The following is a 26,498-nucleotide window of genomic DNA, read 5'->3' as shown; positions in this document are numbered from 1 at the left end:
GGAGTTCGACCATGAAACCAATTAAAGTAATCATTCGATCTACAATGGACGATTTTGACGAAAAAGAAATCGTGTTATCGGAAAACGAAATTGCAGCACTAAAACATGTTGATTTCATCGAAATGGAAAAAGATGAGATAAATACAGGTAGGTTCCGGGTTTTTGAATTAGTCTACGATTTAGATACAAGACGGTTTGTGCTGTGGATAGATAAGGAAGAGTAGACCCATTTAATACAGAAAGGGAGGAATTTGAATTGGCTAACATTGAAGGGATGCAGAGCAAGTATATTGGTGTGTTAAAGATGGAGGATGCACAAAAGCACCTCACTCCGGCCCAGCAATGGGATTTAATCGGGATTTTTGAAACGATTGATGCAGGACGACAAGCCGAAGGCAAGCCTGCTGCCAGTAATAATATATACCTGGTCATTAACACAGATGAGCCGTATGCGGATGAAGTGATCGAGATCATGAAGCGTCACGGGCATTGGGGATAATGAACATTCCGCGGCAATGCCGCATGAGAAAGGATGAATGAGGAATGAAAGCAGGACAGTGGAAGTTTAACCATCAACCAGATGGCATTTGGGGAACAGGTGATTATCATGATACAAAAGAGGCGGCAATCGCCGAAGGTAAGTCATATTATCTTCCAGAGGATTACAAGACGCTGTATGTAGGGCAGGTAGAGCCAGCGCCCACAGTCGTGTCAGTTGATGCGTCGAGCGTACTAGATGATATTGCTTCAAGCGTCAGAGATGAATGCGGGGAGTGCGCAGAGGATTATCTGCAATACGTCAAAGATGAGCATGAGCAGGTGCTATCTGACCGTTTAAGCGATGTAGTCAATGCATGGATGGAGGAATTTGGGTACACCCCTGATTTTTATCTAATCGTAAACACTGAGCCTTTTGAAAATGACTGATACGCATTCCGAAAATTTAGCGATACAGGCCTCCATACCGGAGGCCCATCAAGTTAGGAGGGACAATCGAATGATGGAACTATATAGATTGCGGTTTAAGACAGGGAATAAGACCGTAGAGGATATTAAGAGCATGTATGACACTTCTGCTCCAGAGGAAGAAATCCTGGAACAGACAGCCGAAGCATACCGGAGTTTGAACGGTATGGAGGTTGTTGGAGCAGAATGGAATTATTCACCGGACACCTACAGTATTTACGGATGGAAACCCGAAGATGACGAAAAAATGAAGGAATTTACTTATCTGATAGAGCAAGATGAGATGTTTGGCAGTTATCTTAATAGACGAGAAGACTTCGAAAAAGACTGGAAAAACGGAGAGTATGAGTCATCGGCTGCACTCCACTTTGATAAAGGAGATTTTGAGGTCATAGAGAAAATTGAACGGGAGTGAGTTCAATGGGATTTGATCGCATTGCAGCAGAGGCATTCATGGCGATTGTTAAGTTAATTTCAACAGGTCTGATTATCGGGACCGCTATAGGCGTATTAATTGGCTACTTTATTTGGGCGACATGACCATTAGGGAGGGATAAAAGGTATGGACATGAAATTGAGAGCATTTTACAAACCGCTTAAGCTCATGCTGCAACCGGAGCAAATCGAGAGCATCAACTTCGATACAAAAGTATTGGGCGTATACATGGAGATGGACGGCAAGGGATACCACCAGCTACGTATGTCTGACTTTGATATCATGTGGTTTGCGGGATTCCAGGACGTTCACGGAAAGGATGTCTTCCAGGGGGACATCCGCGAATTCGAAGACATGGGCGAAGAAGGTCATGAGTATAAGGAAGGTTACGACTTTACTAACCGTGCGGTAGTCATGATTGAAGAAGGTCGTTTCGCATTTGGGAGCTTCATGGACTCTAATAGCGGCGTGTTGGAGGAAATTAACCTTCATGACGAAACCTATTCCGCGATGCAGCACAGCAGAGTAATCGGAAATATCTACGAAAACCCTGAGCTATTGGAGGATAAAAGGTATGAGATATAAGTTCAGGGGAAAAGATCAGCGTGGTCAGTGGCACTATGGAAGTCTGGTCATGGGATGGATGTACGATGAAAACAAACAACCAGAGGACACGGCATACATCCAACATAGCATCCATCACGCCGCTAACTGGGTTGATCTAGCGACGGTAGGGCAATACACAGGATTAAATGATCGCTATGACAAAGAAATTTATGAGTCAGATGATATTACTTATAACGGAAGAATGCTGAGGGTTGTGTGGGATTCTGGAAGATTCTTGGCTATGACTCTGGATGATGTTGTTTGCATTGATCTTCATGAAATAAATGAGAAAAGTGAGATTTTCGGAAATCCTTATGGGGAGGGACAAAAGGCGTGAGAGAGATTAAATTCCGTGGAAAGCGGATTGATAACGGTGAATGGGTATATGGATTCTACCATGAGTCAGATCATCCAGACCACAAAGGAAAGGGATACATTATCCCTTCTTGTGCGTCAGCATTATATTCCTTCGAGGTCGATCCTGAGACGGTGGGTCAATACACTGGGCTTCTCGACAAGCGAGGCAATAAATTGTTTGAAGGTGACATTGTGCGGAAGTTGTATAGCGAATTTCTGGATAGTGCCGACTGTTCTGATCCTCTCAAGATTGGAGATGAATACGCAGGTGGAAAAGTGGTTGAAATGGAAATCGAGGAAGATGGGTGGATGAGGTTAATTGTTGGGGGTCTCCATGACGTAGTTACCCTTAATCGGTTCCGTTTTTGGTTAAAGAAAGAAGATTTCGGCTATGAAGGCGAAGAATTGCAAAGTTCTGATGATTATGAGGTCATAGGAAACCTATATGACAACCCTGAATTACTAGGGGAGGTAGAGAGTAATGGATGACCTGATAAGCAAGAGTAAGCTACTTGAATGGATTAACTTTGAAATAGCTAAACAATTCCCGGATGGGGTAGAGGAATATGCAGACGGCAGACGGTCTGTGATGGAGTTGCTGGCCAGACGGATAGAACAAGGTGTATTTGCTCCTTATCCCTCAATCTTACCAACCATAAAGCCGGGGGATACACGCCAATCACTCCACAACACCATTGATGTAATGTCAGACCAACAGATTAACACATTGGCTACAAGTTTAGGGTTGGAGGTATCCCATGACTAAACGAGACAAGTTCTTCAAAGGATACAAGCCACAATTCTATTTCCGAACGGATGAAAACAAGCAACAACTTAGAGACTGGAACAAAGATATGGAGCTTTGTACGGAAGTAACTCCAATGGTGCATAAAGACGAATTTGTAAGGATGTCGATTTATTGGCTCCAACAATACGCAACAGATAAAAAACAAGTTGAATTATGGCGTGAACACGTCCGTAAATCAAACATTGAACTAGAAGCCGCAGAAGCCCGTGAAAAGAAACTACGTCAAGCGCGTCCTATTGCCGAATGGGACGAAGATTATGGCGATGTTCTTTGGTGGAAATTTCCCATTGAGGAAGGTCCGTATTGCGGCAACCCTCTTTGTTCTGATTGGCCCGGATATCATACACATTGGACGTCTTTTGTAGTTCCGGGTTATGTGCCAAGAGGTCTCCACTAATAGCTAAAGCCAATGAGATCAAAAATAGGTGGATATCTGAGCTCGAATCCGAGTTAGACTCTATAAGACAAATTGAGATCAAATAGGGTAAGGAGGAATAGATATGACACACTTGACAGTAACCGCAAAAACGGAGTGGGTGTGGACAGACAAAGCAGAGCAGCAGGAACCTAAGAGGCACAGAGCAGGCGAGACAGTGTGGCCGCACTACGTCAAAGATGCGCCGAAAGAGTGGCTGGATGATGGTTTGATGGTGGATCGGTCGGAATACGAACCGGAAGGTCAGACGGATTTGTTTGATTTTATGTAGTATAATGCAAGTGAATGGCGAAAAATCAAACATTTATATATTACTGCTATGTAAATAAGTGCAAATGAGGGGTGAGAAGAGTGGAAGAACTACTAAAATTGTACCGAAGATCAAGAAGTCTATTAATGGGGTACAAGTTAGTTTGCCCCGAGGAAGAGGTTGAAATTGTATCATCAATGTTGTCAGACCTACAATATGCCATTGAGTGGATGAATAAGGGCCACGCTCCCGGACCTAGAAGGGACATTACACGACTATCAAGAGAGCAAAGGACATTACAGTTTGATCCGTTGCACCTACAGTCATGGGCGCAACCAGCGGCCTGCGGAAGCCCAACCACCTTGACGGGATTTGAGCGCACACAAATTGACGAAGCCATGCGGACGCTGAGTGAGAGGGAGAGACAAGCGTATACACTCCATGTGGCCCTATGTTTCAGCCTAGCGCAAACCGCCCAAGAGATGAACACATCTAAAAGCACTGTTCAATCATACGTCGAAAGGGCCAAGGAAAAGATTAGAAAAGAGCGAGAGGCGAATCTATTTTTGGCAATTTAATATTCTTGCCGTACGACTGCCACCTATATATAGAGGCACATAATCGTGTGCATTTCAAAAGACGGGAGCATTGCCTTTGGACGGCGTAACTGCCTTGTCATGCCTTACTCCCGTCTCTTACTAACCGGATGTAGTGTAGTCAGGTAGCACCCTTGCCTTGGGAGCAAGTAGTCGTAGGTTCAAATCCTGCCGTTCGGATTTTCCATAACCATTCTCCTAGCCGCTGCCTTCGGGTGGCGGTAAATTTATTTTCCTGAAAGGAGCTGATCTGTGATGGCACTGACGGCCAAACAGCAAATGTTTGTGAAGGAATACCTGGTTGATCTCAATGCCACACGGGCGGCGATTAGGGCAGGGTATAGCGTTAAGACAGCCGAGGCAATTGGTCACGAGAACTTGAGGAAACCTAAGATTGCAGCAGCGGTTGAGGCGGCAATGGGTCAACGGTCACAAAGGACTGAGGTAACTGCCGATAGAGTGTTGCAGGAATATGCCAAGATCGCTTTCTTTGATCCGAGACGACTCTACCAGGACGACGGCGAGCCCGTAGACCTTACGCAGCTCGACGATAGTACTGCGGGGGCGATAGCGGGTCTTGAGGTGCTGGAGGAGTTCTCTGGGTCAGGAGATGATCGTGTGCAAATTGGCTACACCAAGAAGTACAGAATCGCGGATAAGGTCAGAGCCTTGGATAGCATCGCACGTCACTTGGGTATGTTCAACGATAGGTTGAAATTAGAGGGTGAATTGGGGTTGAAGAAACTGGAAGATTTCTTGTGATTATCGAATATTATTCAGGGTTTTCGTTGCATAAACGCAAACTTTTTATTCAGTATAGTGAATAATATACAATTAGCACAATATATAGATTGATCCGCGAGACAATAACACAATATGCAGATATGTACACAATACATATATTTTGTACATATGTCTGGAGGAGGTGAATCCGTGATAACTTGTCAGCAGATTATTGATCGGCGCAGAGAGCTGTGGGAGTCTGATCCCGATATTAACCGAGATATCGAGTACCGCGAAGCAACGGCACAATATTTGATCGAACATCCCGAGGCCCGGGCCGAAGTGAGGGAACATCCTGAGTATCTGATTGAGATGCTGTTTGTGATCGTGGACAAGGATAAACGGACTTCGCCGTTCTTCCTTAACTCCGCACAGCGCGACTTCTGCGGACGGCTTAACAAGGCCGTGGAGGACTTCAAGGCAGGCAGGCGGTTACAACTCAAGTTTCTTGTACTCAAGGGACGCCAGCAGGGATTTACATCGTTTATCACGGCCTATCAGCTCGCCTGCACAACCACTCGTAAAAACTTTGAGGGATTCACGGCAGCGGACGAGGACAGCAACTCGACCACGATTTTTGAAAACAAAGCCAAGTATCCGTACAACTCTTTGCCAGAAGCAATCAAGCCGACGACTAAGTACAACAACCGCAAGCAACTGTTGTTTGAAAAGTTGCACAGCTCCTGGGAAGTCAAGACAGCCAGCCGCAACATGGGCCGATCCCGGACGATTAACTTCTTTCATGGTTCGGAGGTAGCCTTTTGGCGTGACGGTATATCCGGCGTTCAGGCTGGACTTGGCGAGGCATTGACCAAGGATGCCATACAGATATACGAGTCTACTGCCAATGGCTACAACGAGTACAAAGAGCTTTGGGATAGCGGGAGCTGGGAGAACTGCTTTTATGAGTGGTGGCTTACCCCAGAGTACCGGATGAATTTCGAGAGCATAGAGCGCGAAGAATGGTTCAGGGGTCAGGTTGACGAAGCTCTAGGCTGGATATGGGAGCGGTGCCGCTGGTTGCGCGATGTGATTAAACTGGACTGGCAGCAGGTCTACTGGTATTACGTTAAGTACGCTGGATACATCGACAAAGAGTTAATCAAGCAGGAGTATCCATGCAGCCCCTTGGAGGCGTTCTTAGCTTCTGGACGTTGCGTGTTTGATCAGGAGATACTTGTTATGCGAATTGAATACCTTAAGCGCCTGTATGCTCAGCAGCCCCCGAAACGGGGCTGTTTTCGTTTTGCCTGGAACAATCCTGATGCGCAGGATTTCATCCTGGACGATTCGATAGAGTGGGTAGATCAGAAGGACGGACCTATCACGATCTACGAGGATGCCCGGTATGGATATCCTTACGTTATCGGTGGCGACACCAAGGGCGAGGGCAAGGATAAGTATGCTGGCACTGTGATCAATAACGTTACGGGTAAACGGTGTGCCTCTCTGCACTGGTCGCTGTCCAATTCAAAGCCGTTTACCTGGCAAATGTATTGCCTCGGACGTCACTTTAACACGGCACTGATTGGCGTGGAGATGAACTTTAACACTGCACCGATTGAGGAGTTGCAGCGGCTTAAGTATCCCAAGCAGTATATCAGGCAGCAGTATGACAGCATGGGTAAGCCGGCGCAGAGAAAGTATGGCTGGAAGACAGATGGCAATACGCGACCGCTCATTATCGATAAGGAGATAGACTTGATTGAAAACAATATCGACTTGTTCAGTGACATTGAGATGCTGGGCGAGTGCCTGACATTTATTTACGATGAAAATGGTCGTCCTGATGCCGAGTCAGGTAAGCACGACGATCTACTAATCAGTGACATGATTGCTAACGAGATCCGCTCACAGCAATCATTCATCGTATCGGAGCAGGTTGTTGACGCTAAGCCACTACCGTTCCCATTTCAAGGGTCGGATGATAACGAAGGAGGGTATCTGGAATGGTAAATGAGCCCCCAATTACGACAATAGGTAATCTGCTTCGACTGCCCAACTTGGAGGAGCAGACGGTCAAAGAGATTAATCAAGCGCTGCGGCAGATGGTTGGCACGTACATCCGGGCAAAACCTCCTGACGAGAGTTCAGCCGATGTACAAGGTGTCGATCCGTTCAACGCTGCCAAGAGAGCCATAGATGATGCTATGGGTCCTGGCGTGTTTACCGAGTGGATGGACGGGGCGGAGGTGAAGAAAGATGGCTGAGGTACAGATGGCGCAAGGCGACAGCTTGATTCAGAAGCAGTACCGGGAGTCGCTGAACTATATGCAGCAAATGGGGTTCACGACAGATTGGCCGATGTATGAGCGTTTCAAGGCCGGTGACCAGTGGCCTAAGGAGACGGCACGGACCAAGAGCCTGCCGCGACCAGTATTCAATATCATCAAGTACATCATGAATCACAAGGTCAGCTCCGTCATGAATGAGAACGTAAAGATGCTGTTCTCTCCCCAGGAGTTTCTGGATACGGTCAGTCTGGACGATCCAGACACGATGATGAAGGCTGCTCGGTCACAGGAGGCAGGTGAGTTATTCACCCGCTATTCGGATACGACCTGGGAGAACATCAAACAGGATGAGTTGAATGAGGAGGCCTTGGAGAGCGCCTCAAGTTGCGGAACTGGGGTATGGCACTACTACTGGGATACCAGCAAGGAAGGCGGACTCACAAGGCCTTGGGTCGGTGATATGGCTGGCGAGGTACTGGATCCGATTAACGTCTTTTTCGGTAACCCGCAGCAGCGCCGAGTACAAAAGCAGCCTTGGATCATTATCAGTTCCCGTGAGATGCTGGCAGACGTGCGGGAACAGGCGAAGAAGGAAGGACTTAGCGCCGATAAGGTGGAGTTGATCACTGCTGACAAAGACGTTAAGAATGAGCGGTACGACCGCGCCCAGGTGGAACTTGACGACGGAGCGAAGGTTACTGTCCTAACAAAATATTTCAAAAAGGACGGCAAAATATTCTTCGAGAAAGAAGCGTCGGGACAGACGATCAAAAAAGAGGTAGATACCGGATTCAAGCTATATCCGATAGTCGTCATCCAATGGGAGCGCCGCAAGAAGTCCATTCACGGGGTGGGCGATGCCGAGGGGATCATACCCAACCAGAAGGCTATTAATGGGCTGATGGCTATGCAGCTCCTGTCTGTGCAACTAACCGGCTGGCCTAAGATGGTCTATAACCCTAACTTCATTGACGCCAAATCTATTAATAATGATCCTTCACAAGCGATTCCTGACCAATCTCCACCAGGTCAACGGTCGATTGACTACCTGACCCCAGGAGCGATATCGCCGCACGCCAATGGGCTGGTAGAGGCGTTTATGGATTACACCAAGCAACTCAGTTCGGCCCAGGATGCGGCGACCGGGGATATGTCTAAGGGTAATCTTAACGCCACGGCGATTATGCTCCTGCAAAAAGCCGCAGGTGTACCCATTGAGTCCATTAAAAAACGGTTCTACCGGGCGATGGAAGACGTCGGTCGGGTGTGGGAACAGTTTTGGAAGGTCAAGTACAACATGTCCCGCCGGGTAAACTTGCAAGACGATGACGGGGAAGATTACTCGGCAGAGTTCACGGGTACCGATTATGCTGACGTCGGTCTTAATCTCAAGATTGACATAGGGCCCGCTTCCAGCTTTTCAGAAGAACTGATGATGGCATCGCTGGATAAGCTCTACGACAAGCAGGCAATCGACCTGGAGGACTATCTGGAGTATGCGCCTAAAAACGTTATTCCGTTCAAGGATCGGCTGCTTAAGAAGGTGCGCGAAGCCAAGGAGCAACAGGCTCAACTTGAAGCTCAGGCTGCACAGATGCCGCAGGCCGACCCCGCCGCCGACGCACAGGCTCAACTAGAACAACAGATGGTTATCAAGGATCAGGAACACGCGCAACGGATGGAAGTCGAGCAACTTAAGGCAAATACCGAACTACAGAAAGCAGCATTAACGGGCCGTAGGTGAGAATCCTGCGGCCTATTTTATATTCACTGCGCCAACCATAGCGCGAAAGGGGAATTATCATGCCAGAAGAAACAAGCGCCAACCATAGCGCCGAGGAAGTTGTATCCGAGCAAGCTGAACATATTGAAACGCCCGCCGCCGAAGCGACTGCCACCACGCAGGAGACAGCAGCGGAAGGAATCCGCGTCAAGTACAACAAGGAAGAACGGGTTATCCCGACAGAAGAAGCGCCGACATGGATTCAGAAGGGATTGAATTATGACAAGCTTCAGGAACGGGCTTCCGTGCTCGAGTCTCAGGCTAAAGCACTGGAGCGCACAGCTAAGGTTTATGGCTTTGACGACGTGGACACGTATCTTGCTGCTCTGGATAAATACGAGCAGGAACAAGCTATCCGCGAAGAAGCCGAGAAGCTTGGCGTTGATGAGTCGGTAGTGCTTCAACATCTCGCCCCGCTTAAGCAGAAGCTCAGCGAGTATGAGCGCGAGATGCAGTCGGTGCGTGAGCGTGAAGCCCAGCTCCGTGTTGATCAAGAAGTAACCCGACTCAAATCAGAATACCCAGACTTTGAAAAATACCAGATGGACGCCCTTCAACTTGTCATAGACAAGGGATACAACATGGAGGATGCCTATAAGCTGGCGAGCTATCAAGATAAGTTGACCAACATCAGCAAGCAGACGGAAGCCGAGACAATTCGCAAGATTCAAGGTAATGCTGCTACGACACCAGGAGCCCTAGGGGCCGAAGGATCCGAGCATAAAACTGGCTTTGCATCCCTTTCCAAAGAGGACCAACGCCGAATGATCGAAGAGGTTAAAGCCGGAAGGCGGACATCTCTTAATTAATTTTGAGGAGATGATTTACTATGGCAACAGCAGTACAGTCTTATAATCAAACCACCGGCACTAACCAACTGGCCGCAGAAAACGCAACGTTTTACCAAACGGCGATGCTGGAACGACTTATTCCCGAGTTGGTGTATATGAAGTACGGGGAGAAGAAAAACATTCCGAAGCGTGCAGGGGCAACAGCTCAATGGCGCCGCCTTAACTCTCTGGCCGTGTCCACCACGGCCGTTACAGAAGGCGTGACTCCTGACGGCGTGAACTTGGACATTGCAGCTATCACAGCTACCGTGCAGACGTACGGTGCGTGGACTAAGATTTCTGAATTTATCGATTTGGTGGGCCTTGATCCTCTTTTGACGGAAACGTCTGAACTGATGGGCGAGAATGCTGGTGAGTCGATTGACGCAATCATCCGTGACGTGATTTACGCAGGCACCAACGCAATGTATGCCGGGGGCAAGGCTTCCCGCGCTACGGTGGCCGCGACAGATAAGATTACGGCGCTTGATATTCTTCGGGCCCGCCGGACACTTAAGCGCAGCCGGGTGAAACAGGTTAACATCCCAGGTCGTGGGCGTGGGTACTTGGCGTTTGTTCATACGGACGTAGCAACTGATCTCATGCAGCTTGACGTATGGGTAAAGGCAAATCCCGAGAACAATACGAAGAACTTCGAGGACGGCATCATCGGTAAAATGTACGGTATCTACTTCGTGGAGGTTGACAACGGCATGAAGTATGACGCTGCTGGCGCAGATGATGCGGATGTATACGCCACGTTGTTTGTCGGTCGGGGCGCATACGGTGTACCAGACGTAGAGGGTAGCTCCAAGCCGGAGATCATCGTCCACGAAGCTGGTAGCGCAGGTACGGCGGATCCGCTAAACCAGTTTAATACCGTCGCTTGGAAATCTGTATTCGCAACAATGCGTATCAATGAGTTGTGCTTGGTACGTTTGGAGTCTGGCGCAACGGTCTAATTTAAAATAATTCAGGAGGAGGGGCCCAACGGCTCCTCTTTTAATTTGAGGAGGATTTAGCATGTCTGATAAAACACCTGAGGTTCAAGCACCCGAAACGCCTGTTGTAGATGCGGCAGAGGAAAAAGCGGCTGAGAAGAAGTTGGCTAAGCAGGAAGCTAGCTACAAGGCGCAATTGAAGAAGATGAAGAAGGTTAAGCTTACGATTCCTGAGGACCCGCTTAACCCGGATGATGTCGTTCCGGTCGGCTGGAATGGCGTTATCTATGCGATACCTCGCGGTATCGAGGTGGAGGTGCCCGAGGTCATCCGGGATATCTGGCAAGAGAGCTACACCAAGACACAGGCGGTCAACAAACGAATTAGGGAATCTACAAAACGCGAACTTAAAATTTTGGGATAATCAACCGGGCTCCAAGTGGGGCCCTTCTTCATCCCTTGAAAGGAGGGCTTGCCTTGACGTTACAGGATATCCTGGACGAGATTAGCGAGAAGTATCCGCATAGCCTGACGAATGGTAGCGTGATTAGGAAGCTCAATCAAGTTCAAAACGAATTATTCAGAACTACATTCCGAGTTAAGACAGCATCCATATACGATTTGCAAAAAGGCGTGTTCGTTTACTCGCTGCCCTTCCCTCAGACAAACGTCATTGAGGTGGTGGTGGATGGCAGGGAGCTGAACTATCAAGACTACCGCCAGAAATCCAACTCACCGTTTTACTATTTCATTGGCACGACGGGCCTAGGCATATATCCGATCCCCGACGAGGATATAGTCAGTGGGCTGTCTATCTTCTACTTCCGGTATCCTGCGCAGTTATCGGAGGAAAGCCTGGACGCCGTCCCTGAACTTGACCAGGACTTCCATATGCTGCTCGTCTATGGGGCGCTTACCCAAATAGCCGAGAATTACGCAGATGGGGCAATGGTCAATAATTTTACGGAGCGGTACAACGGATTGATTGAGGAATTCCACAAGGCGATTAATGAGACGCCCAAGGGGCTCCTTATTGAGGATGTAATGGGGGTGGATTTGAGATGACATATCGCCGCGAGGCAAGTGAAGTATTAGCTCAGCAGTTTATCGAGGGCGGCGTAATACCAGGGCAGTTGGTCGGGCAGAACGCGGTTAGCAAAAAGTACGTAGATGATCAACTGGCGCTCCGGGATGAGGCTATAGCGGACGCGGAGAGTTCTGCCGCTCAGGCACAGGCTGACATTGATAACCATGAAGCCTCAACTACGGCTCATCCCGCGCAGCACATTACGTATTCAGGAGCGGCCCCCGGAGCTAACGTGAAGCAGGGCATAGATAACACCTACACTCGTATAAGTGAGATTGTGGCCCAGGCGGGAGACGACAATACTGAGATCGTGGACGCTCGGGCAGGGTACCCGGTTCTCGGGGATCGGCTGAACGCTTCTGATGCGCAGTTGGCGGATTTAGCGATTAATGTGAAAGCTTACGGTGCAATCGGGGATGGTGTGGCCGATGATACGACAGCTATTCAAGCGGCGATCACAGATGCATATAATTCAGGTCGAGGGTTAGTATTTCTTCCGGCTGGCGTTTACATTGTCACCGGCATCCAGTACCGTAGTAACATCACTATAAAAGGGGCAGGAGTTGGGGCGACAGTTGTAAAGCTTAAAGATAATACCCCTAATACTTCTGTTTTTAACTGCACACCAGAAGTGTCCGATGTCTGCATACGTGATCTCACAATAGACGGAAACAGGAATAACCAAACTGTCTACGGACACGGAATTAGAAGCGGAACAGAAGGTGGAATCATAGGTGGATTGTTCTTCAATCTCCATATAAAAAATACAGGTGCGTACGGAATCGGCTTCCAAAAAGGCACGTTTAAAAATGTGCGGCTAGAAAACATTACGACTGAAAATACTGGCCTGGATGGAATAGACATTAAAAACATATCTAACAACAACGACATTATCTTCTGCGATAATATCACTGTAATCAATCCCGGAAGAGATCTATCACAAACGGTGCAAGCTGGAGTTGACTGCCGCGGACCTGTTGTATTGTCAAATATTATTGTGCGTGGTTTGGACAGAGATCAAACCGGCATCCGTTTCAGACCTAGCGGCGAGACAACTGGTATCGGTGGTGGTAAATCGTCGTTGACTAACTTTTCTGTATACGGAACTGGAGCAAAAAGTGGGACAGTTGGAGTGGCTACAGGTGATCCTGATGTTCGTATATCGAACGGTTATGTTTACAACACTGATTATGGAATTATTACTGAATCAACGGCTTTTAGGGTGCAAATTGATAACATAGAAATCGATACGGCTAACGTAAATGGAGCGCAATTCGTTTCTGAATACGTGAAAATCAGAGGAAGTATTGTCAGAAATTCAGTTTCAAATGGGATTAGGGTTGGCGCAAGTAATGTTGAAATTAAAGACACCACGATAATCGGAAGTGGTCTGCAAGCAGTCAGGCTTCTAGCTGGATTTACTGACATTAGCCTTGTTGGAAATGATCTGCGTGGCAATCCAGGAGTCGCGCTCCGCGATGATGGAGCGACATATACAGCACGTAATAATAAAGGATGGATTACAGAAGCCAACTTAATTAGCGCGGATATCGATTGTTCGACGGTAGGTGCTAAGACAACGACTATTGCACATGGGTTGTCCGTGACACCATCTCTACAGGACATCATACTTACTCCGATCATAACAGGTGGAGCATCTTATGTTATTGATAATGTTGGCGTTGTTAGTGTAAACGGATCAAACATAACTGTACGGATTAACGTGGCAACCGCCCAAGCGTCTGGGGTCTGCAAGATAGCAGCCCAGATACGAGCAAAGATTTAATGAACTTTTGGATCATTTAGCGCAACAAGCCTTGCTGATTCAGCAAGGCTATTTCTTATGAAGGGAGTGGACGGCTTGAGACCTTGGGTCGAATCTCCATCAAAGTCAAAGCAGGCTATCGTCACTATAGCTGATGGGCTTAATCAATCAACAGAATCCATAGAGATCAAGGACAGTCAAGCGACGTCTCTGCTCAATGTGGATTCTTTTATTTATCCCACGTTGCAGACTAGGGAAGGATACTCTCTATTCCGCACGCATTCGGGCTATACCAACCGGATATTTAAGTTCCTAGGTGTGTGGTACTGCGGGAATAGTCGTGGGCTGTACAAGGCAGCAGGGACAGGCTGGACGGCAGTATACGAGTATAACGACACCAACGTCAACCGGCTGTGGGATGCGGCGATGTTCTTCAATGGTGATAAGTTGTATTTCATCGATGGGTCGTTGCAACTCCGGCAGTACGACGGATCCACCTTAACCACTCTTTCAGCAGCCAGGCCTAACAGTTCCTTCATCGCTACGTACTCGAACCGGTTCTTTATGGCTGGTACTAACGATAATCTACTTTGGTACTCGGGCTTACGAGATGCTGCTGATTGGACATCCACTAATAAGTACACAGGCACAGGTAAAATTACAGTCGAGACCCAGGACGGTGAAAAGCCTTCTGGCCTGGTTGGCTTCAACAACCACGTGATACTGTTCAAAAAATATACAATGCACAAGCTGTTTGGCGAGGACAGCACCAACTTTTCCATGACTCAGCCTTTCGGCGTTGGTTGTATTGCCGACCGGACTATCGTTCCCACGCGGGAATCACTGTATTGGCTTGGCCCTGACGGCTTCTATGACTATATGGGCGGATCGGCTCCCGTGCGTATTAGCGACCCGATTAAGCGATATATCGAAGACATCAACCCCGCCTATGCTCAGCATTGCGTAGCGGGTACTGATGGCCGTTTCGTGTATCTCTCGTTGGTCACTGGCACAGCAACGCTGCCTAACGTGACACTTAAATACGACCTTGTGCAGCGCTCCTGGTGGGTCGAGAGCTATGTCGCCACGGCCTACCACTTGGACGGCCAAGAATTCTACTTCGCCACCGCCGACGGGCGTATCATGCGCATGGGCGGTGCCACCGATAACGGCACGGCGATCGACTGGCACATCGAACTTAAACCCATGAGCTTTGGAGACGAAACAGCACATAAGGCAATTCACCGACTACGGATCGTGGCCGACATCGATCCAGGAGCTTCCCTTAATGTGGACTATGCCCCGGGTACTGAAGGGGGCGAATGGTCGAATGTATTTACTCAAGCCAACGGCAGCGGTCAAATACGTAGCTTGCGCGTGCCCGTTATCGTGCGCACACCGGACGTGTGGTATAGGCTCAAGCTCTACGGCACAGGCCGGGTCAAGGTGCATCGGATTATTAAAGAGGTATCAAGGAGGGGTTCTTAATGGCTAACGTGAATATACCAACGACCAGTGTAGACCCAAACGAACAGGATCCGGGTAAGCTGGTCAAACAATTGCTTAACGCCTATATCATTTTGACGGAGGAACTTACGTATCTGCTGAACAACTTGGACACACGTAACCTCAATGAAGTAGACGGGGATATCTTAGTAACCGGGACCATCACCGGGGATAAGGTAGCGGCGAATACGATTACGGCGGGTAACATGATCGTTGACCAGCTGTCTGCTATATCGGCTAACTTGGGACATATCACTGCGGGACTGATAGAAGCCATAGAGATATTTGGTTCATATATTACTACGAGCAGAGGGTACCCGAGATGTGAGTTTAATTCTGCTACAAACGAATTGTCGGCTAAATATAGTTCGTCAGAGTATGCTTCTCTGCTCCCCTCTTTTGGAGGGAGCCCTATGTTGTACATGGAGTCCAGTGGTGATAGAAGCACACTATCTAATGATAGTGGGTTCACCGTCTTGAATTCTACAAGAGACATAACAATCCGTAGTCAGATTGGCAGCTTGAGTTTAGAATGTGGAATTGGGGAGTCCGTTCAGGTTGATGACTTCTATTATTTCGTAGATGGTTTCACGGGTGAATCCTTGCAACAAAAGCTTGACGATCTTTCTAATCGCATATCCGCTCTCGGGGGATAAAGGTTTTATTAAAGTAAGAGTCGTGGTATATTGGTGGAAAATGGTATACGGAGGTTAGGCAAAATGAAAAAATATGTAAACTATATTGCTTTCTTTGTTGCGGGAATTGTTTTCGCCACATCCACCACGGCTTTTGCGGACAACGTGTTGAATCTTGTTGGGAGCAAAGTCCAAGCAGTAAATAATATATCTTTAAAAGACGGTTCTGAGATTGGAAAGGGTATCATTGTTAATGATACAACCTATGCTCCCGTAAGGGCGGTTACTGAAGCTGCTGGATTTTCAGTCGAGTTAGAAGGGAAGGATGTTGTTTTGAATAAAACTGACGAGTTAACAAAGGAAAGTATCGATCCTAAAAAAGCCACCCCTTCGTTAGATAATATCAATAGGGCTATAGAAATTGCTCAGAAGAACATCACCGTATACCAAAAAAGCATTCTCCAGTCAGAAGAGGTCTTGGGAGACCCAAAATACGAGAATATACAAGAGTCGCTAAAAACAAGCATTGAGTCTGATAAAGAGAAGCTTAAGGCCACTCAGGAACGCCTGAAAGAACTTGAGGACCAAAAGGCTAAATTGGAATCTAACAATGAATAATTTGATTAAAATTTCATTGAGTTTCATGGCTTTGGTATTTTTGTTATACATCTTATTGGTATATCCCGGACAATATAGGTATCTTGAGATAAAGAGAGGGGACAATATAACCCCTGTACGAGTTAATGCGCTAACTGGGAAAACGGAAGTGCTTAATATTAATGAAGGTTTATGGAAAAACATATCAGAGTCCTCCCAGTGAGGGCTCTTTTCTTATGCCCAAAGGAGGGGTTTTATTATGGCTGTATCGGATTTGGGACGAGGCGGGGCTAACTATAATACGGCTAACACGTCAACACGTAGGCAGATTGAGCAGAACCAGTCTCGCATCAGTAGCGACGATGACTATCGTCAGGCTGAGATTCAGCGGGCGCTACGCACCATTGCGTCACGCGAAGCAGCGGGGGAGGATACTTCGGCCCAGCAGAAGTACCTGACCACAAACCTCGGATACAAGGCACCGACCGCAACAGCACCACAAGCTTCTACACCCGCCGCATCTTCGGCTCTTGGAGCTACGTCGGCAGCGTCGCGGGCCAGTAACTCCTCCCAAGGAACGGAGCTCATGGACTTGATGCGACAGATTGCTACGCGTGAAGCAACACCATTTTCATATGATCGCGATTCCGACCCAGCTTATCAGACGGCCGTGTCGCGGGCTCGTTCCAATATTGAACAAGGAAACTCCGCAGCTCAAGCGGAGATGAACCGCCGGGGTATTCTGAACAGCACTATCACGTCAGACCGGATGGGTGAGATTGCATCCCAGGAGATGGGCCGCGTTGAGTCGGAGATTGCCCCTCAACTGGAGCAGGCTGCTTACCAGCGCTACCTCAATGACTTGCAACGTCAAGATCAGCAATTAGCTAATGTGGGTAGTGTGGCATCAATGTACCTGTCAGAAGATCAGCGCGGGATCGATAACACCAACACTCGTGCAGGGCTGACGGGCTACCTACCGGGCGGCGAAGAAGCTCAAGGATTGGTCAACCAGTTGCTCACGCTCAAGCAGCAAGCAGAGGCTCCAGGAATCACAGCGGCTGATCGCTCTCGGCTGAGCAATCAGGCTGACGGTGTGCGAGCTATGCTTAGCCAAATGGGAGTAGACGCTTCCGCATACGGGGCTAATGTTGACTTTGCCACGGCAAGTCAAACGGCTCCTAGCATTCGTACACTGGCCGGGCAGCAGCTCGACTTGCAGCGTCAGGGCCAATCGTTTAATCAAGGGTTCTCGCAAGAGCAATTCGCCTACCAGCAAGCGAGAGACGCTATCTCGGACCAGCAGTGGCGGGCGGCATTTGATCAAAGTGCCCAGCAATTTGGTATAAACTATGCGCTTAATATGCTTCAAGAGAATAACCAGCAGGCTTACCGTGAGGCGCAAGTGGCTCTAGGATGGGATGACAATGACCGCCAGTGGGTTTCGCTCGAACAGGATCGTTTGAGAAGTACATCTCCGGAATATAGCGGCATGACCCCCACACAGATACTTGATGCCGCTCGTCAACGGTTTTCAAAAAACACTGATGACGGGAGAACGGTTATCCCGCAAGATCCGGTAACCAAGAAGAAGGTCTATGAATTTGTGGGCAGTATGGGGCTTCCCCTGGGCCAAGACGATCAAGTTATGATGTCCCTCGGGTTATCCAGAGATGATATAGACGGATTTGATAAGGAAATCGGGATGTCTTCGCCGGGAAAATAGGAGCCAGTGTAAATGTGCCGTCAAAATACACTGGCCTAATCTCGACGGCAACTAAACGATATGGACTGCCTGACGGTCTTTTGGCTGCTGTAGCTAGCGCAGAATCGGGATTCAATCCAAACGCTAAAAACAGTAAGAGTGGTGCGTCAGGCATGTTCCAGTTCATGCCCGCTACAGCCCGAGGATACGGCATCGACCCTTATGATATTAACCAAGCGGCGGACGCCGCAGGCAAAATGCTCAGCGGGCTAATAGCTAAGTACGACGGTGACATTTCAAAGGCCTTAGCCGGATACAATTGGGGCGGAGGAAACGTAGATAAAGCCGTCAAGAAATACGGAAACAATTGGATAAATCACGCTCCGAAAGAAACCCAAAACTATATTCGTAAAATACTAGGGAATTGAGGTGGTATGAGTGGCTACACGAGCGGAGTTGATTCAGCGCAGGCAGAGAGCAGACGAGGCACGTCAACGCTTGAAAAGCGGGGAATTAAGTCAATCTCAACCCACGCAGTTAATTAACCCTAGAACGGAAGCGTTGAAAGCTTATACAAGCGCTTCAAAGGGTACCCCGATGGCCGAATTACAACAAAACTTCGGTGACATCACCCCGATGAACTTAATCGGCTCGGCGCAGTATCGCGGGCAGCAGATTCAGCAGGAACGATTGAGTCAGCAACCTGCCACAGAGTATGAACGTAGGTCACAGGACATTGAGCAGAGCAGCGCCCCTGCCCCTATCAAGGCTTATGCAAAAGGTATGAACTGGCTGACCTACGGTAACCCCGTGGGTCGTTTTGTTTCCCGGGCGGGCAGCATGCCAGACAATATCATGAGTGGTGGACAACCAGCGACGATACGCCCAGAGCTGGGGCCTGTGGCTAATAAGACAGCCGACATCTTAGGTGCAGGCTTATTGCTAGCTGCTCCAACAGGCGCTCCCGTCGGTGGCGGGGCTTTGACCGCACCTTACCGAGCTATTGACGACTTGGCCGCCGCTACGCCAAGGTTACAGCGGGCAGAGACAGCCATTGCTAATACTCTAGCCAATAGATTCAAGCCGCAGACCGCGCAAGCTATAGCACGCGAGGGAGTACGAGAAGGTCTAGCAGGCACGATACAGGGCCCAGCCCTTGCGCTGACAGCGGGGCAACCGGATACCGGAGAGTTAGCCGGACAAGCGGCGCTGGGTGCATTAGGTGGTGCGGCTCTTGCAGGCGCAGGCGCTGGCTTAGTGACGGCGGCAAAGGGAGCACTAGCTAATAGGCAAGTAGGCAACGCCTTGATGGAGGGAATTCGCAACACTGACCTACCTACCGTCCCTGGCAGAGGGTTAGCAACGGAAGCCGCTACTTCACCGGGGCAACAGGTGGATGCCTACTTCAACGAGTTGCTGCAGACATCAGGACCTACTACAGCACGAGTGGCTTCGGGAGCTTCGCTGGATAGAATCCTGACAGATATCAAGCCTGTAGTAACGGAGCGCATGACCCCGCCGCTGGAGTCTCCTCGGGAGCTGGCAAGATGGATTCAGGCTAATCTGGGTAGTGACATACCGCTCAACGAGATACGGCAGATGGATTACACGCAAATGAGCAGCCTTGCGAATGACATCCGTAACAACATGTCGTTAGAGCAGGTGGCTAACCAGGTTGCCCGAGATATGGGTTATGACCTTCAGCGGGCTTTGAGCGGCCCCCGGCGCATCTCTCCTAATGCTTTGCAGCAAGGCAGAGAGACGCAACGCATGCGCGGAGTTGTTGGGCTTGATCCGTTGGTGCGCGAGCCTAATCTACTGACACAAGGCCAGAGGTTTCAACCTACGCCTCGTAGCGCTTCGCCGTTGCCGGAGATCGACCCTAACGCCGCTCCTATTCTGCGACCGGGGCAGTTTGATCCGCAGAACGGTCTTGGAATCACACCGTTCAGCCGCACGAATCCCTACGACTCTCTTAAGACGGACACGCGGTCACAACTGGTCAGCCGCCAGCTTAAGGAACCAAAGGGACTGACAGTTAATACCGACCGAATCTATACGGCGCTGGTGGATGACCTGCACCCGCTTAACCGTCAGGATAAAATACTGGAGGATATCATGGGCGAGTCCATCCCAGCCAGCCAGCGTATACACGACCTTGGCTTGGCGTCACGCGGGGCAGATATGATATCGAAGCGGATTATCACAGACGGCCTTGTCGATTCAGCGGGTAAAGTCGTGACGGAGGCTAACGGCCAGGCCGTGGGTTCACTCAAGGACATACTCGCACCTCTACGCCCGCTCATGAGACGTAACAAAGACATCTATGTGGATTTTGAGGACTACCTGCTCAATAAGCACGCCCCCGCGCGATATGAACGGGGAGAGAAGGTATTCCGCGATGATCTACTTTGGTCACCGGAGTACGGGGCGCAGAAGGTAGCAGAATATGAACAAATGTTTCCGCAGTTCCGGGAAATGTCGGATCGGCTGTATACGTTCCAGAGGGAGCTAGGGCAAAAATGGCTTGTTGACACTGGTGTGATTCCGCAAGATATATTGGATGCCTGGGTACAGCAGAATCCATTTTTTGTACCTAATAAACGATATTTTAGCCAGCTTGAGAAAACGGGGAAAATGGTCGGTGGCGGTAAGAAGAAAGGCTATGGTAATCAATCTAACCCGGTCAAGGGATACCAAGAGGGAGGATCACAGCGCAGTATTATTAGCCCCATCGAGGCCATCATAGAAAACGTGGATGCTTATGTAAAAACAGCAAAACGCAACCAGGTCATGCAGCAGTACGTGCGTAACATCGAGCAGAACCCCAAAGCATTCGAGCCCTGGGCGACTGTAGTCAAGCAGCCAGAGAAGGTAGACGATATCTCCAAGATCGTCATGGACGAGGGCGGGTTGGATGAACTGCTGTTCCGGTTCTCCGCTGACTTTGATAAGGCGATGCAGCGGACGCAGCTCGACAAGGACAATATCGTTCGGGCGCTGGTAGACGGACAGCCCGTACATGTGCAAATCAAAGATAAGGATTTGCTCGGGGCACTGACGGCACTGGGGCCGGAACAGTCCGGTTATTTGCTGGGGGCGGTGGGCAAGTTGACCAACACCATGAAGCTACTGACAACAGGTAGCAACCCAGTGTTCACCTTGACCCGTAACCTACTACGAGATATCCCGCAGGCCTACATTGCCAGTAAGACAAGCAATAACCCTATTTCCTTCGCAGCGGATTTGTTCGGAGCTGCTGTAGACATTGCACGTAACAAAGGTTCCTACAAAGATTTTCTAAACGTCGGTGGCGGTCACGCTTCAGCTATCGCAGCAGATCGTAACCTACTGGCTCAGAGTAAACGCCGAGTGCTGCCACAAAGTGGGGCTCGCTCCGGGATAGCACGGGGCATAGACGCTTACGAGAACTTCCTTAACACAGTGGAGATCGCTCCTCGCTTGGCTGAATTCAAACGGGTTCAGCAGCAGGGCGGCGACCTTCAAGCGGCGTTGAAAGAAGCGCAGGACCTGACCGTAAACTTTAAACGGCGCGGGAAGTTGTCCGGCGAAGTAGATAAGGTGTTTCCTTATTTCAACGCAGCGATTCAGGGGATGGACAAGACGCTGCGTACCTACCGGGACGATCCCGTTAAAGCCCTTGTCAAGACGGCTCTAGCAATCACGTTTCCAACGCTAGCTCTTTACGCGGTCAATCACGATGACCCCAATTACCAGCAACTGAGTAACCGGACAAAGGATGCGTTTCTGCTTATCCCTCGTGGAGATGGTACGTTTATCAAGATAGCAAAACCGCAGGAGCAAGGAACGATCTTCTCAGACATCCCAGAACGGCTCATGCGGTTGCTGGCCGAAGAGGACCCGGCAGCATTCCGGGACTTTGCCGACCGGCTGAGAACGACGTTACTCCCTCCAGGCATACAAGGGGCGGTCAAGGGCGGAGGGCTCACGGATAGCCTACTAGGAGTTGTTGGTGATACGATCCTCGGCCCCGTCGCTGATATAGCGGCCAACGAGACATTCAGCGGCGCACCTATTGTGCCGGGCAATCTGGAGCGCCTGTCTCCGGGGTTACAAGCTGATGCCAAGACAACCAACATTGCTCGGTGGATTGGTGAGCAGACCTTGGGAACACCGTTTGAACAGAGCCCGAAAGAGTTGGACTATTTAGTCCGGCAGTACTCCGGGTTCCTCGGTCAGTTCGGTCAGCCGCTACTCTCGCCTGGTGGTGATGTGGGCTATGCCTTGTCGCAGCAGATGACCGCCGATCCTGTATTCAGTAATGATCTTTCAACGGAGTTCTATAACTACAAAGATAAGCTTGACCAAGCCTATGCAGATCGGGCGCTCCGGGATCTGCCTGAGTGGTACAGCGACCCGCTTCGCAAAAGACTTAATAAGATCAGCACGAATATGTCCGCCGTCCGTAAAGAGATCCGCGAGGTTCAGGGCGACGAGGACATAAGCAATGCTGACAAGCGCGCCAAGCTCCGGGAACTACAGGGGCGCATTAACCGCATGGCTGAGATGGGCAATGGCTTGGCCCGCGATCAAATACCATATTAAAGGCTTCACGCCCTCGGGAAACCGGGGTCTATTTATATTTGAGAAGGTGATGCAATGGAAGGAATTCAAGAGGTGCAAATGGAGATGCTGCAACGTATTACAAGGACTGAGACAAACGTCATTAGCATGAATGAGAAGTTGGATCAAGCGATAGGGGCAAACAAGACTGCAATTGAAGCGCTGGCTGCAGCTAAGTCCGCTCACCATCGACTGGACAAAATTGAAGACAATCAAAAGTGGCTCTGGCGTACCTTCGCCGGGGCTTTTATTGTGGCAATCGCCGCCTTTATTATCACGGGCGGCATCAATTAAGAGAGGATGATTTATATGACAATCAAATGGCTAAAAGCAGCAGGTATCCGCGCAATCAAGACGGCAGCTCAGACCGCTATCGGGGTAATCGGGGCGACGACGGTATTTGGCGAGGTCAATTGGCCCATCGTGGGCGGTACGGTGCTGCTGGCTACGGTGACGAGCTTATTGACGAGTCTGGCGGGGTTGCCAGAGGTAGGCAATGAGTAACTTCGCATACCGGAAAGACCATATAGCCAAAGGGACGGCCTACAACCGCCGTCCTGGCTTTGCTATGGCAGCGACGACAATTACCATCCATAACACGGGCAACCCATCCAGTAGCGCCGCCAATGAGCGTGCATGGCTAACCAATCCCAGCAATAACCGCCAAGCCAGCTATCACATCGTTGTAGACGACAAAGAGGCCATTGAGTGCCTGCCTCTTAACGAGTCTGCCTGGCATGCAGGAGACGGCAGCGGGGCAAAGAGCGGCAACCGGACAAGTATAGGTGTGGAGATATGTGAGCGTAACTATAGCCAGTCACTGGATAATGCCGTCAAGCTTGTGGCTCAGATGCTCAAGGAGCGTGGATGGGGTGTGGATCGCCTGCGAAGGCATTGGGACTGGTCGGGTAAGGTATGCCCGCGATTGATGTATAACAGCGGCAAGTGGACGGGATGGATTGAGTTTAAAAATAGAGTGGCCGCAGAATTGGCCGGGGATGAAGCTATGAAGGAAGAACTGAACAAGTTGTCCAAGAGGGTAGCAGAACTGGAAGCAGCCGCAAAACGTGTGCCGGCTCCTAAATGGTTTGTAGCAGAGTTTGGATCCGCAGATTTGGGCGGTGTGATCAGCGAGCCGGAGTTTACGGCAGAGGGCTGGCGCACCTTGGCCGTAGGGTTGCGGGTTTCCAGTAAATAGGTTATAATTAACTTGTCAAATCCTAAAGCATAGGTAGAAGAGCCCTGTCGGCATTGCGCTGGCAGGGCTCTTTTTTTTGTTTGTCGAAAATTGTTGCCAAAACGGTAACTAGACCTTATAATCAAAAATAAGAACATAAGTTCTTATTCATCTTCTTTCAGCTTCTGTTCAAGATACAAAACATCTAGGTTAGCTCGCTTAGTCTTAGCCGCGATAAAGGCCATACTCTTGGCCGCTGCAAAGTTATCAGCAAATCCGATCAACACACTTTGAAGACCTTTCTGGAGTGTAACAGAGAATCCAAAGCCTGTAGGCATGATTCTGATGTGCCGTTCATGGTGGTCATGCTTATTTGTTCGCAAAATGTTCACATTTTCGTTTATTAATTGGTCTAGAATTTGGCTCATTTCGAGTACTTCTGGACTATTTATCCCATTTTTTTGGGACAACCTATATATCTCCTGTCGAGTCTTTTCTATTTTATCCCTTAGTTCATCCATAATACTCCACCATCTTCCAGCGTTTAGGTGTAGTATTTCAATTTAGAGCAAGGTTATGCAGCAACTAGGAATAATTCGACAAAAACAGTCCGTTTCATTTGTCAAAAATCTGTAAGCGTTTTATGATTTAAGTAACGAACCGGTTCGGAAAACAAAGAGGTTGTTAGTACATAAGAGAGGATGTGGTGACCTGAGGGTAATATGAGGGTCGTATAGACATAGCTATACAAAATCCGAAGGAGAGCCGATTGGCTCAACACTTTACTGTCACGATCTCATACAAATCTTCCATATGACAATTGAGGATGAATGATACCGTCAGTCCAGCTTCCCAGCTCATCAATTCACGATTGTTTACCCAATTGGATATTTGATGCCTAGAGTAGCCAGTCCGTTTCGATAGGTCGATTTGTCGCATCTCTTCCCGTGCTAGTAAATAGCGCAATCGGCATCTCCCGCGGGAGAGAGACACCTTGTAGGCTCCTTTCAAGAAACATCTTTGCGGTAAATTGTAACACTATATTTTGATACAAAACAATATATAGTATGGAGGCGGCGATTTTGAGAGAGTTAAATCGCACTATAAAAGAAATACGAATCGCTCGTAAATATTCTATCGTTAGCGCAGCCAAAGGAATGGACATCTGCATTCTTTCCTTAATAATGTACGAGGCAAACGACAAAAGCATCCCTTTTGATGTTGTTGAGAAAATGACCAAATTCTATCGCGTTGGAATCGATGATATACGAATTAGTTGTTGACCACAAATTGACCACAAAGCTCACGAATTGACCACAAGAGCTAGACTTTTTCAACCATATAAAACGGCAAATAAAACAACGCTGCTCCTTGATAAAAAAGGTCGCAGCGTTTTTAATCGTCAATTAAGACAGTTGATTATAATACCGAGATGATTTTCCCGTTGCTCCGTCATGTACTGGACACTGGCGGCCGGGTGCTTGTGGCGACGCCACGCCGAGATGTCGTCCTGGAACTGGCTCCGCGTCTCGCCAAGGCTTTCCCTGAGGATAGGTCAGCAGTGCTCTATGGTGGCAGTTCTGACCGCTGGGCGGATGCGCGGCTAGTCATATCGACCACTCATCAATGCTTAAGATTCTATCATGCTTTTGATTTGGTGATTATTGATGAACTGGATGCCTTCCCGTATCATAACGATCCTATGCTCGCCTTTGCTGCCGAAGCGGCTTGCAAACCAGAAGGACGATTTATCCTGTTGTCGGCTACGCCACCTTTAGCGATGCAGAGAGAAACCCGGACAGGCCGTCTCCCACATGCCAAGGTACCGGCACGGTTCCATGGATATCCGCTTCCCGTGCCTCGGCGAGTCGACATGGTCCGTTTGGAACAAAGCTTGTACCGTCACTCCTTGCCTGCTTGCTTACTAACACCCTTGCGTTACTCCGCTGAGCGCGGGGCCCAAATTTTTATATTTGTTACACGTATCCGCCAAATTGCTCCTTTTACAACGTTATTACAACGTTATTTTCCCGGAATTCCGATTGAAGGAACTTCATCTCAGGATGAACATAGGGCGGAGAAGGTGATAGCTTTTCGAAATGGGGAAATCAGAATGTTGGTCACAACGACGATTCTGGAGCGCGGGGTTACGTTACCTAAAAGCGATGTATACATAGTTGATGCAGACAGTGATTTATTTGACGAGGCTTCACTTGTGCAAATGGCTGGGAGAGCCGGGCGTTCTATACAGGACCCGCAGGGAATCGTGGTCTTGGCCTCCAGAGAGTGGACGAGATCTCAGCGAGGAGCGATTCGGCAGATCAAAATGATGAATGCTTATGCGAAACAAAATGGATTTTTGAAGGAAAAGGAGGCTCTATAAATAATGATAAAT

General features: G+C 48.9%; 32 protein-coding genes, 1 tRNA gene and 1 pseudogene. 31 read left to right on the top strand and 3 right to left on the bottom strand.

Annotation, left to right across the window (positions count from 1 at the left end; all coding sequences use genetic code 11):
• Nucleotides 1-11: 11 nt before the first annotated feature.
• The 30 genes from BN3279_RS07475 (at nt 12) to BN3279_RS07325 (ending at nt 24,124) form a co-directional block, all read left to right on the top strand.
• Nucleotides 12-224 (top strand): hypothetical protein, encoded by a 213-nt coding sequence (locus BN3279_RS07475; protein WP_059050011.1) that lies wholly within the window; start codon nt 12-14, stop codon nt 222-224.
• A 32-nt stretch (nt 225-256) separates the two neighbouring features.
• A complete protein-coding gene (locus tag BN3279_RS07470; RefSeq protein ID WP_232436781.1) occupies nt 257-499 on the top strand; it encodes a hypothetical protein in 243 nt (80 codons plus the stop codon).
• 44 nt (nt 500-543) lie between these two features.
• Nucleotides 544-927, top strand: a complete 384-nt coding sequence (locus BN3279_RS07465; RefSeq protein WP_059050010.1) for a hypothetical protein — start codon at nt 544-546, stop codon at nt 925-927.
• Nucleotides 928-997: 70 nt separating this feature from the next.
• Complete coding sequence (locus BN3279_RS07460; protein ID WP_059050009.1) at nt 998-1,381, top strand: hypothetical protein; 384 nt, start codon at nt 998-1,000, stop codon at nt 1,379-1,381.
• A gap of 147 nt (nt 1,382-1,528) precedes the next feature.
• Nucleotides 1,529-1,987 carry a YopX family protein gene (locus BN3279_RS07455; RefSeq protein ID WP_059050008.1) on the top strand — a complete coding sequence of 153 codons (459 nt, stop codon included), beginning with the start codon at nt 1,529-1,531 and terminating at the stop codon, nt 1,985-1,987.
• Complete coding sequence (locus BN3279_RS07450; RefSeq protein WP_059050007.1) at nt 1,977-2,345, top strand: YopX family protein; 369 nt, start codon at nt 1,977-1,979, stop codon at nt 2,343-2,345. Before BN3279_RS07455 ends, BN3279_RS07450 begins: the two co-directional genes overlap by 11 nt.
• Nucleotides 2,342-2,854 carry a YopX family protein gene (locus BN3279_RS07445; RefSeq protein ID WP_059050006.1) on the top strand — a complete coding sequence of 171 codons (513 nt, stop codon included), beginning with the start codon at nt 2,342-2,344 and terminating at the stop codon, nt 2,852-2,854. The genes BN3279_RS07450 and BN3279_RS07445 overlap by 4 nt, the downstream gene beginning before the upstream one ends.
• A complete protein-coding gene (locus tag BN3279_RS07440; protein WP_059050005.1) occupies nt 2,847-3,131 on the top strand; it encodes a hypothetical protein in 285 nt (94 codons plus the stop codon). Before BN3279_RS07445 ends, BN3279_RS07440 begins: the two co-directional genes overlap by 8 nt.
• Nucleotides 3,124-3,570 (top strand): hypothetical protein, encoded by a 447-nt coding sequence (locus BN3279_RS07435; protein WP_059050004.1) that lies wholly within the window; start codon nt 3,124-3,126, stop codon nt 3,568-3,570. The genes BN3279_RS07440 and BN3279_RS07435 overlap by 8 nt, the downstream gene beginning before the upstream one ends.
• Before the next feature lie 103 nt (nt 3,571-3,673).
• On the top strand, nt 3,674-3,880 hold the full coding sequence (locus BN3279_RS07430; protein ID WP_059050003.1) for a hypothetical protein: 207 nt from the start codon (nt 3,674-3,676) through the stop codon (nt 3,878-3,880).
• A gap of 125 nt (nt 3,881-4,005) precedes the next feature.
• A complete protein-coding gene (locus BN3279_RS24460; RefSeq protein WP_082672976.1) occupies nt 4,006-4,437 on the top strand; it encodes a sigma factor-like helix-turn-helix DNA-binding protein in 432 nt (143 codons plus the stop codon).
• 124 nt (nt 4,438-4,561) lie between these two features.
• Nucleotides 4,562-4,635: transfer RNA gene (locus BN3279_RS07420), tRNA-Pro, on the top strand.
• A 75-nt stretch (nt 4,636-4,710) separates the two neighbouring features.
• A complete protein-coding gene (locus tag BN3279_RS07415; protein WP_059050001.1) occupies nt 4,711-5,217 on the top strand; it encodes a terminase small subunit in 507 nt (168 codons plus the stop codon).
• A 171-nt stretch (nt 5,218-5,388) separates the two neighbouring features.
• Complete coding sequence (locus tag BN3279_RS07410; RefSeq protein ID WP_059050000.1) at nt 5,389-7,194, top strand: terminase large subunit; 1,806 nt, start codon at nt 5,389-5,391, stop codon at nt 7,192-7,194.
• Nucleotides 7,188-7,448 carry a hypothetical protein gene (locus BN3279_RS07405; RefSeq protein ID WP_059049999.1) on the top strand — a complete coding sequence of 87 codons (261 nt, stop codon included), beginning with the start codon at nt 7,188-7,190 and terminating at the stop codon, nt 7,446-7,448. The genes BN3279_RS07410 and BN3279_RS07405 overlap by 7 nt, the downstream gene beginning before the upstream one ends.
• Nucleotides 7,441-9,216 (top strand): portal protein, encoded by a 1,776-nt coding sequence (locus BN3279_RS07400; protein ID WP_059049998.1) that lies wholly within the window; start codon nt 7,441-7,443, stop codon nt 9,214-9,216. The genes BN3279_RS07405 and BN3279_RS07400 overlap by 8 nt, the downstream gene beginning before the upstream one ends.
• A 59-nt stretch (nt 9,217-9,275) precedes the next feature.
• Nucleotides 9,276-10,064, top strand: a complete 789-nt coding sequence (locus tag BN3279_RS07395; RefSeq protein WP_059049997.1) for a hypothetical protein — start codon at nt 9,276-9,278, stop codon at nt 10,062-10,064.
• A gap of 20 nt (nt 10,065-10,084) precedes the next feature.
• Complete coding sequence (locus tag BN3279_RS07390) at nt 10,085-11,047, top strand: N4-gp56 family major capsid protein (RefSeq protein ID WP_059049996.1); 963 nt, start codon at nt 10,085-10,087, stop codon at nt 11,045-11,047.
• A gap of 61 nt (nt 11,048-11,108) precedes the next feature.
• The gene (locus BN3279_RS07385; protein ID WP_059049995.1) at nt 11,109-11,450 is read left to right on the top strand and encodes a hypothetical protein; all 342 of its coding nucleotides are present in this window, start codon (nt 11,109-11,111) and stop codon (nt 11,448-11,450) included.
• A gap of 53 nt (nt 11,451-11,503) precedes the next feature.
• Nucleotides 11,504-12,091, top strand: coding sequence for a phage adaptor protein (locus tag BN3279_RS07380; RefSeq protein ID WP_059049994.1), 588 nt, complete (start codon nt 11,504-11,506; stop codon nt 12,089-12,091).
• Nucleotides 12,088-13,899: a glycosyl hydrolase family 28-related protein gene (locus tag BN3279_RS07375; RefSeq protein ID WP_059049993.1), complete on the top strand. Its 1,812-nt coding sequence runs from the start codon at nt 12,088-12,090 to the stop codon at nt 13,897-13,899. Before BN3279_RS07380 ends, BN3279_RS07375 begins: the two co-directional genes overlap by 4 nt.
• A gap of 75 nt (nt 13,900-13,974) precedes the next feature.
• Nucleotides 13,975-15,366, top strand: coding sequence for a hypothetical protein (locus tag BN3279_RS07370; RefSeq protein WP_059049992.1), 1,392 nt, complete (start codon nt 13,975-13,977; stop codon nt 15,364-15,366).
• The gene (locus tag BN3279_RS07365) at nt 15,366-16,040 is read left to right on the top strand and encodes a hypothetical protein (protein ID WP_059049991.1); all 675 of its coding nucleotides are present in this window, start codon (nt 15,366-15,368) and stop codon (nt 16,038-16,040) included. Before BN3279_RS07370 ends, BN3279_RS07365 begins: the two co-directional genes overlap by 1 nt.
• Nucleotides 16,041-16,103: 63 nt before the next feature.
• On the top strand, nt 16,104-16,637 hold the full coding sequence (locus BN3279_RS07360) for a hypothetical protein (RefSeq protein WP_059049990.1): 534 nt from the start codon (nt 16,104-16,106) through the stop codon (nt 16,635-16,637).
• A gap of 238 nt (nt 16,638-16,875) precedes the next feature.
• Nucleotides 16,876-18,342: a hypothetical protein gene (locus BN3279_RS07350; RefSeq protein WP_059049988.1), complete on the top strand. Its 1,467-nt coding sequence runs from the start codon at nt 16,876-16,878 to the stop codon at nt 18,340-18,342.
• A gap of 14 nt (nt 18,343-18,356) precedes the next feature.
• Nucleotides 18,357-18,749 carry a lytic transglycosylase domain-containing protein gene (locus tag BN3279_RS07345; protein ID WP_059049987.1) on the top strand — a complete coding sequence of 131 codons (393 nt, stop codon included), beginning with the start codon at nt 18,357-18,359 and terminating at the stop codon, nt 18,747-18,749.
• Between the two features lie 10 nt (nt 18,750-18,759).
• Nucleotides 18,760-22,908, top strand: a complete 4,149-nt coding sequence (locus BN3279_RS07340; RefSeq protein ID WP_059049986.1) for an LPD38 domain-containing protein — start codon at nt 18,760-18,762, stop codon at nt 22,906-22,908.
• Nucleotides 22,909-22,962: 54 nt separating this feature from the next.
• On the top strand, nt 22,963-23,220 hold the full coding sequence (locus BN3279_RS07335) for a hemolysin XhlA family protein (protein WP_059049985.1): 258 nt from the start codon (nt 22,963-22,965) through the stop codon (nt 23,218-23,220).
• Between the two features lie 15 nt (nt 23,221-23,235).
• Entirely contained in the window at nt 23,236-23,430 is a 195-nt protein-coding gene (locus BN3279_RS07330; protein ID WP_232436779.1) for a holin, read from the top strand.
• Nucleotides 23,423-24,124 carry a peptidoglycan recognition protein family protein gene (locus BN3279_RS07325; protein ID WP_082672974.1) on the top strand — a complete coding sequence of 234 codons (702 nt, stop codon included), beginning with the start codon at nt 23,423-23,425 and terminating at the stop codon, nt 24,122-24,124. Before BN3279_RS07330 ends, BN3279_RS07325 begins: the two co-directional genes overlap by 8 nt.
• 143 nt (nt 24,125-24,267) lie before the next feature.
• Here the strand turns inward: BN3279_RS07325 and BN3279_RS24210 are convergent, their stop codons facing one another.
• From BN3279_RS24210 to BN3279_RS23365, 3 genes and pseudogenes are all read right to left on the bottom strand, one after another.
• On the bottom strand, nt 24,268-24,495 hold the full coding sequence (locus BN3279_RS24210) for a hypothetical protein (RefSeq protein WP_232436817.1): 228 nt from the start codon (nt 24,493-24,495) through the stop codon (nt 24,268-24,270).
• Between the two features lie 15 nt (nt 24,496-24,510).
• Nucleotides 24,511-24,624: pseudogene (locus BN3279_RS24345) on the bottom strand (Spo0E family sporulation regulatory protein-aspartic acid phosphatase); the annotation flags it as partial.
• Nucleotides 24,625-24,877: 253 nt separating this feature from the next.
• Nucleotides 24,878-25,096, bottom strand: coding sequence for a helix-turn-helix domain-containing protein (locus BN3279_RS23365; protein ID WP_082672973.1), 219 nt, complete (start codon nt 25,094-25,096; stop codon nt 24,878-24,880).
• 439 nt (nt 25,097-25,535) lie between these two features.
• On the opposite strand from BN3279_RS23365, the gene BN3279_RS07310 reads away from it, so the two are divergent.
• Nucleotides 25,536-26,486 (top strand): helicase-related protein, encoded by a 951-nt coding sequence (locus BN3279_RS07310; protein ID WP_316245751.1) that lies wholly within the window; start codon nt 25,536-25,538, stop codon nt 26,484-26,486.
• Nucleotides 26,487-26,498 lie beyond the last annotated feature (12 nt).

Origin of the sequence: Paenibacillus senegalimassiliensis (genome assembly GCF_001486585.1) — a bacterium.
GTDB classification, from domain to species: domain Bacteria; phylum Bacillota; class Bacilli; order Paenibacillales; family Paenibacillaceae; genus Fontibacillus; species Fontibacillus senegalimassiliensis.
Note: the sequence above shows the minus strand (reverse complement) of the source record. Positions and strands in the feature narration are given on the sequence as shown.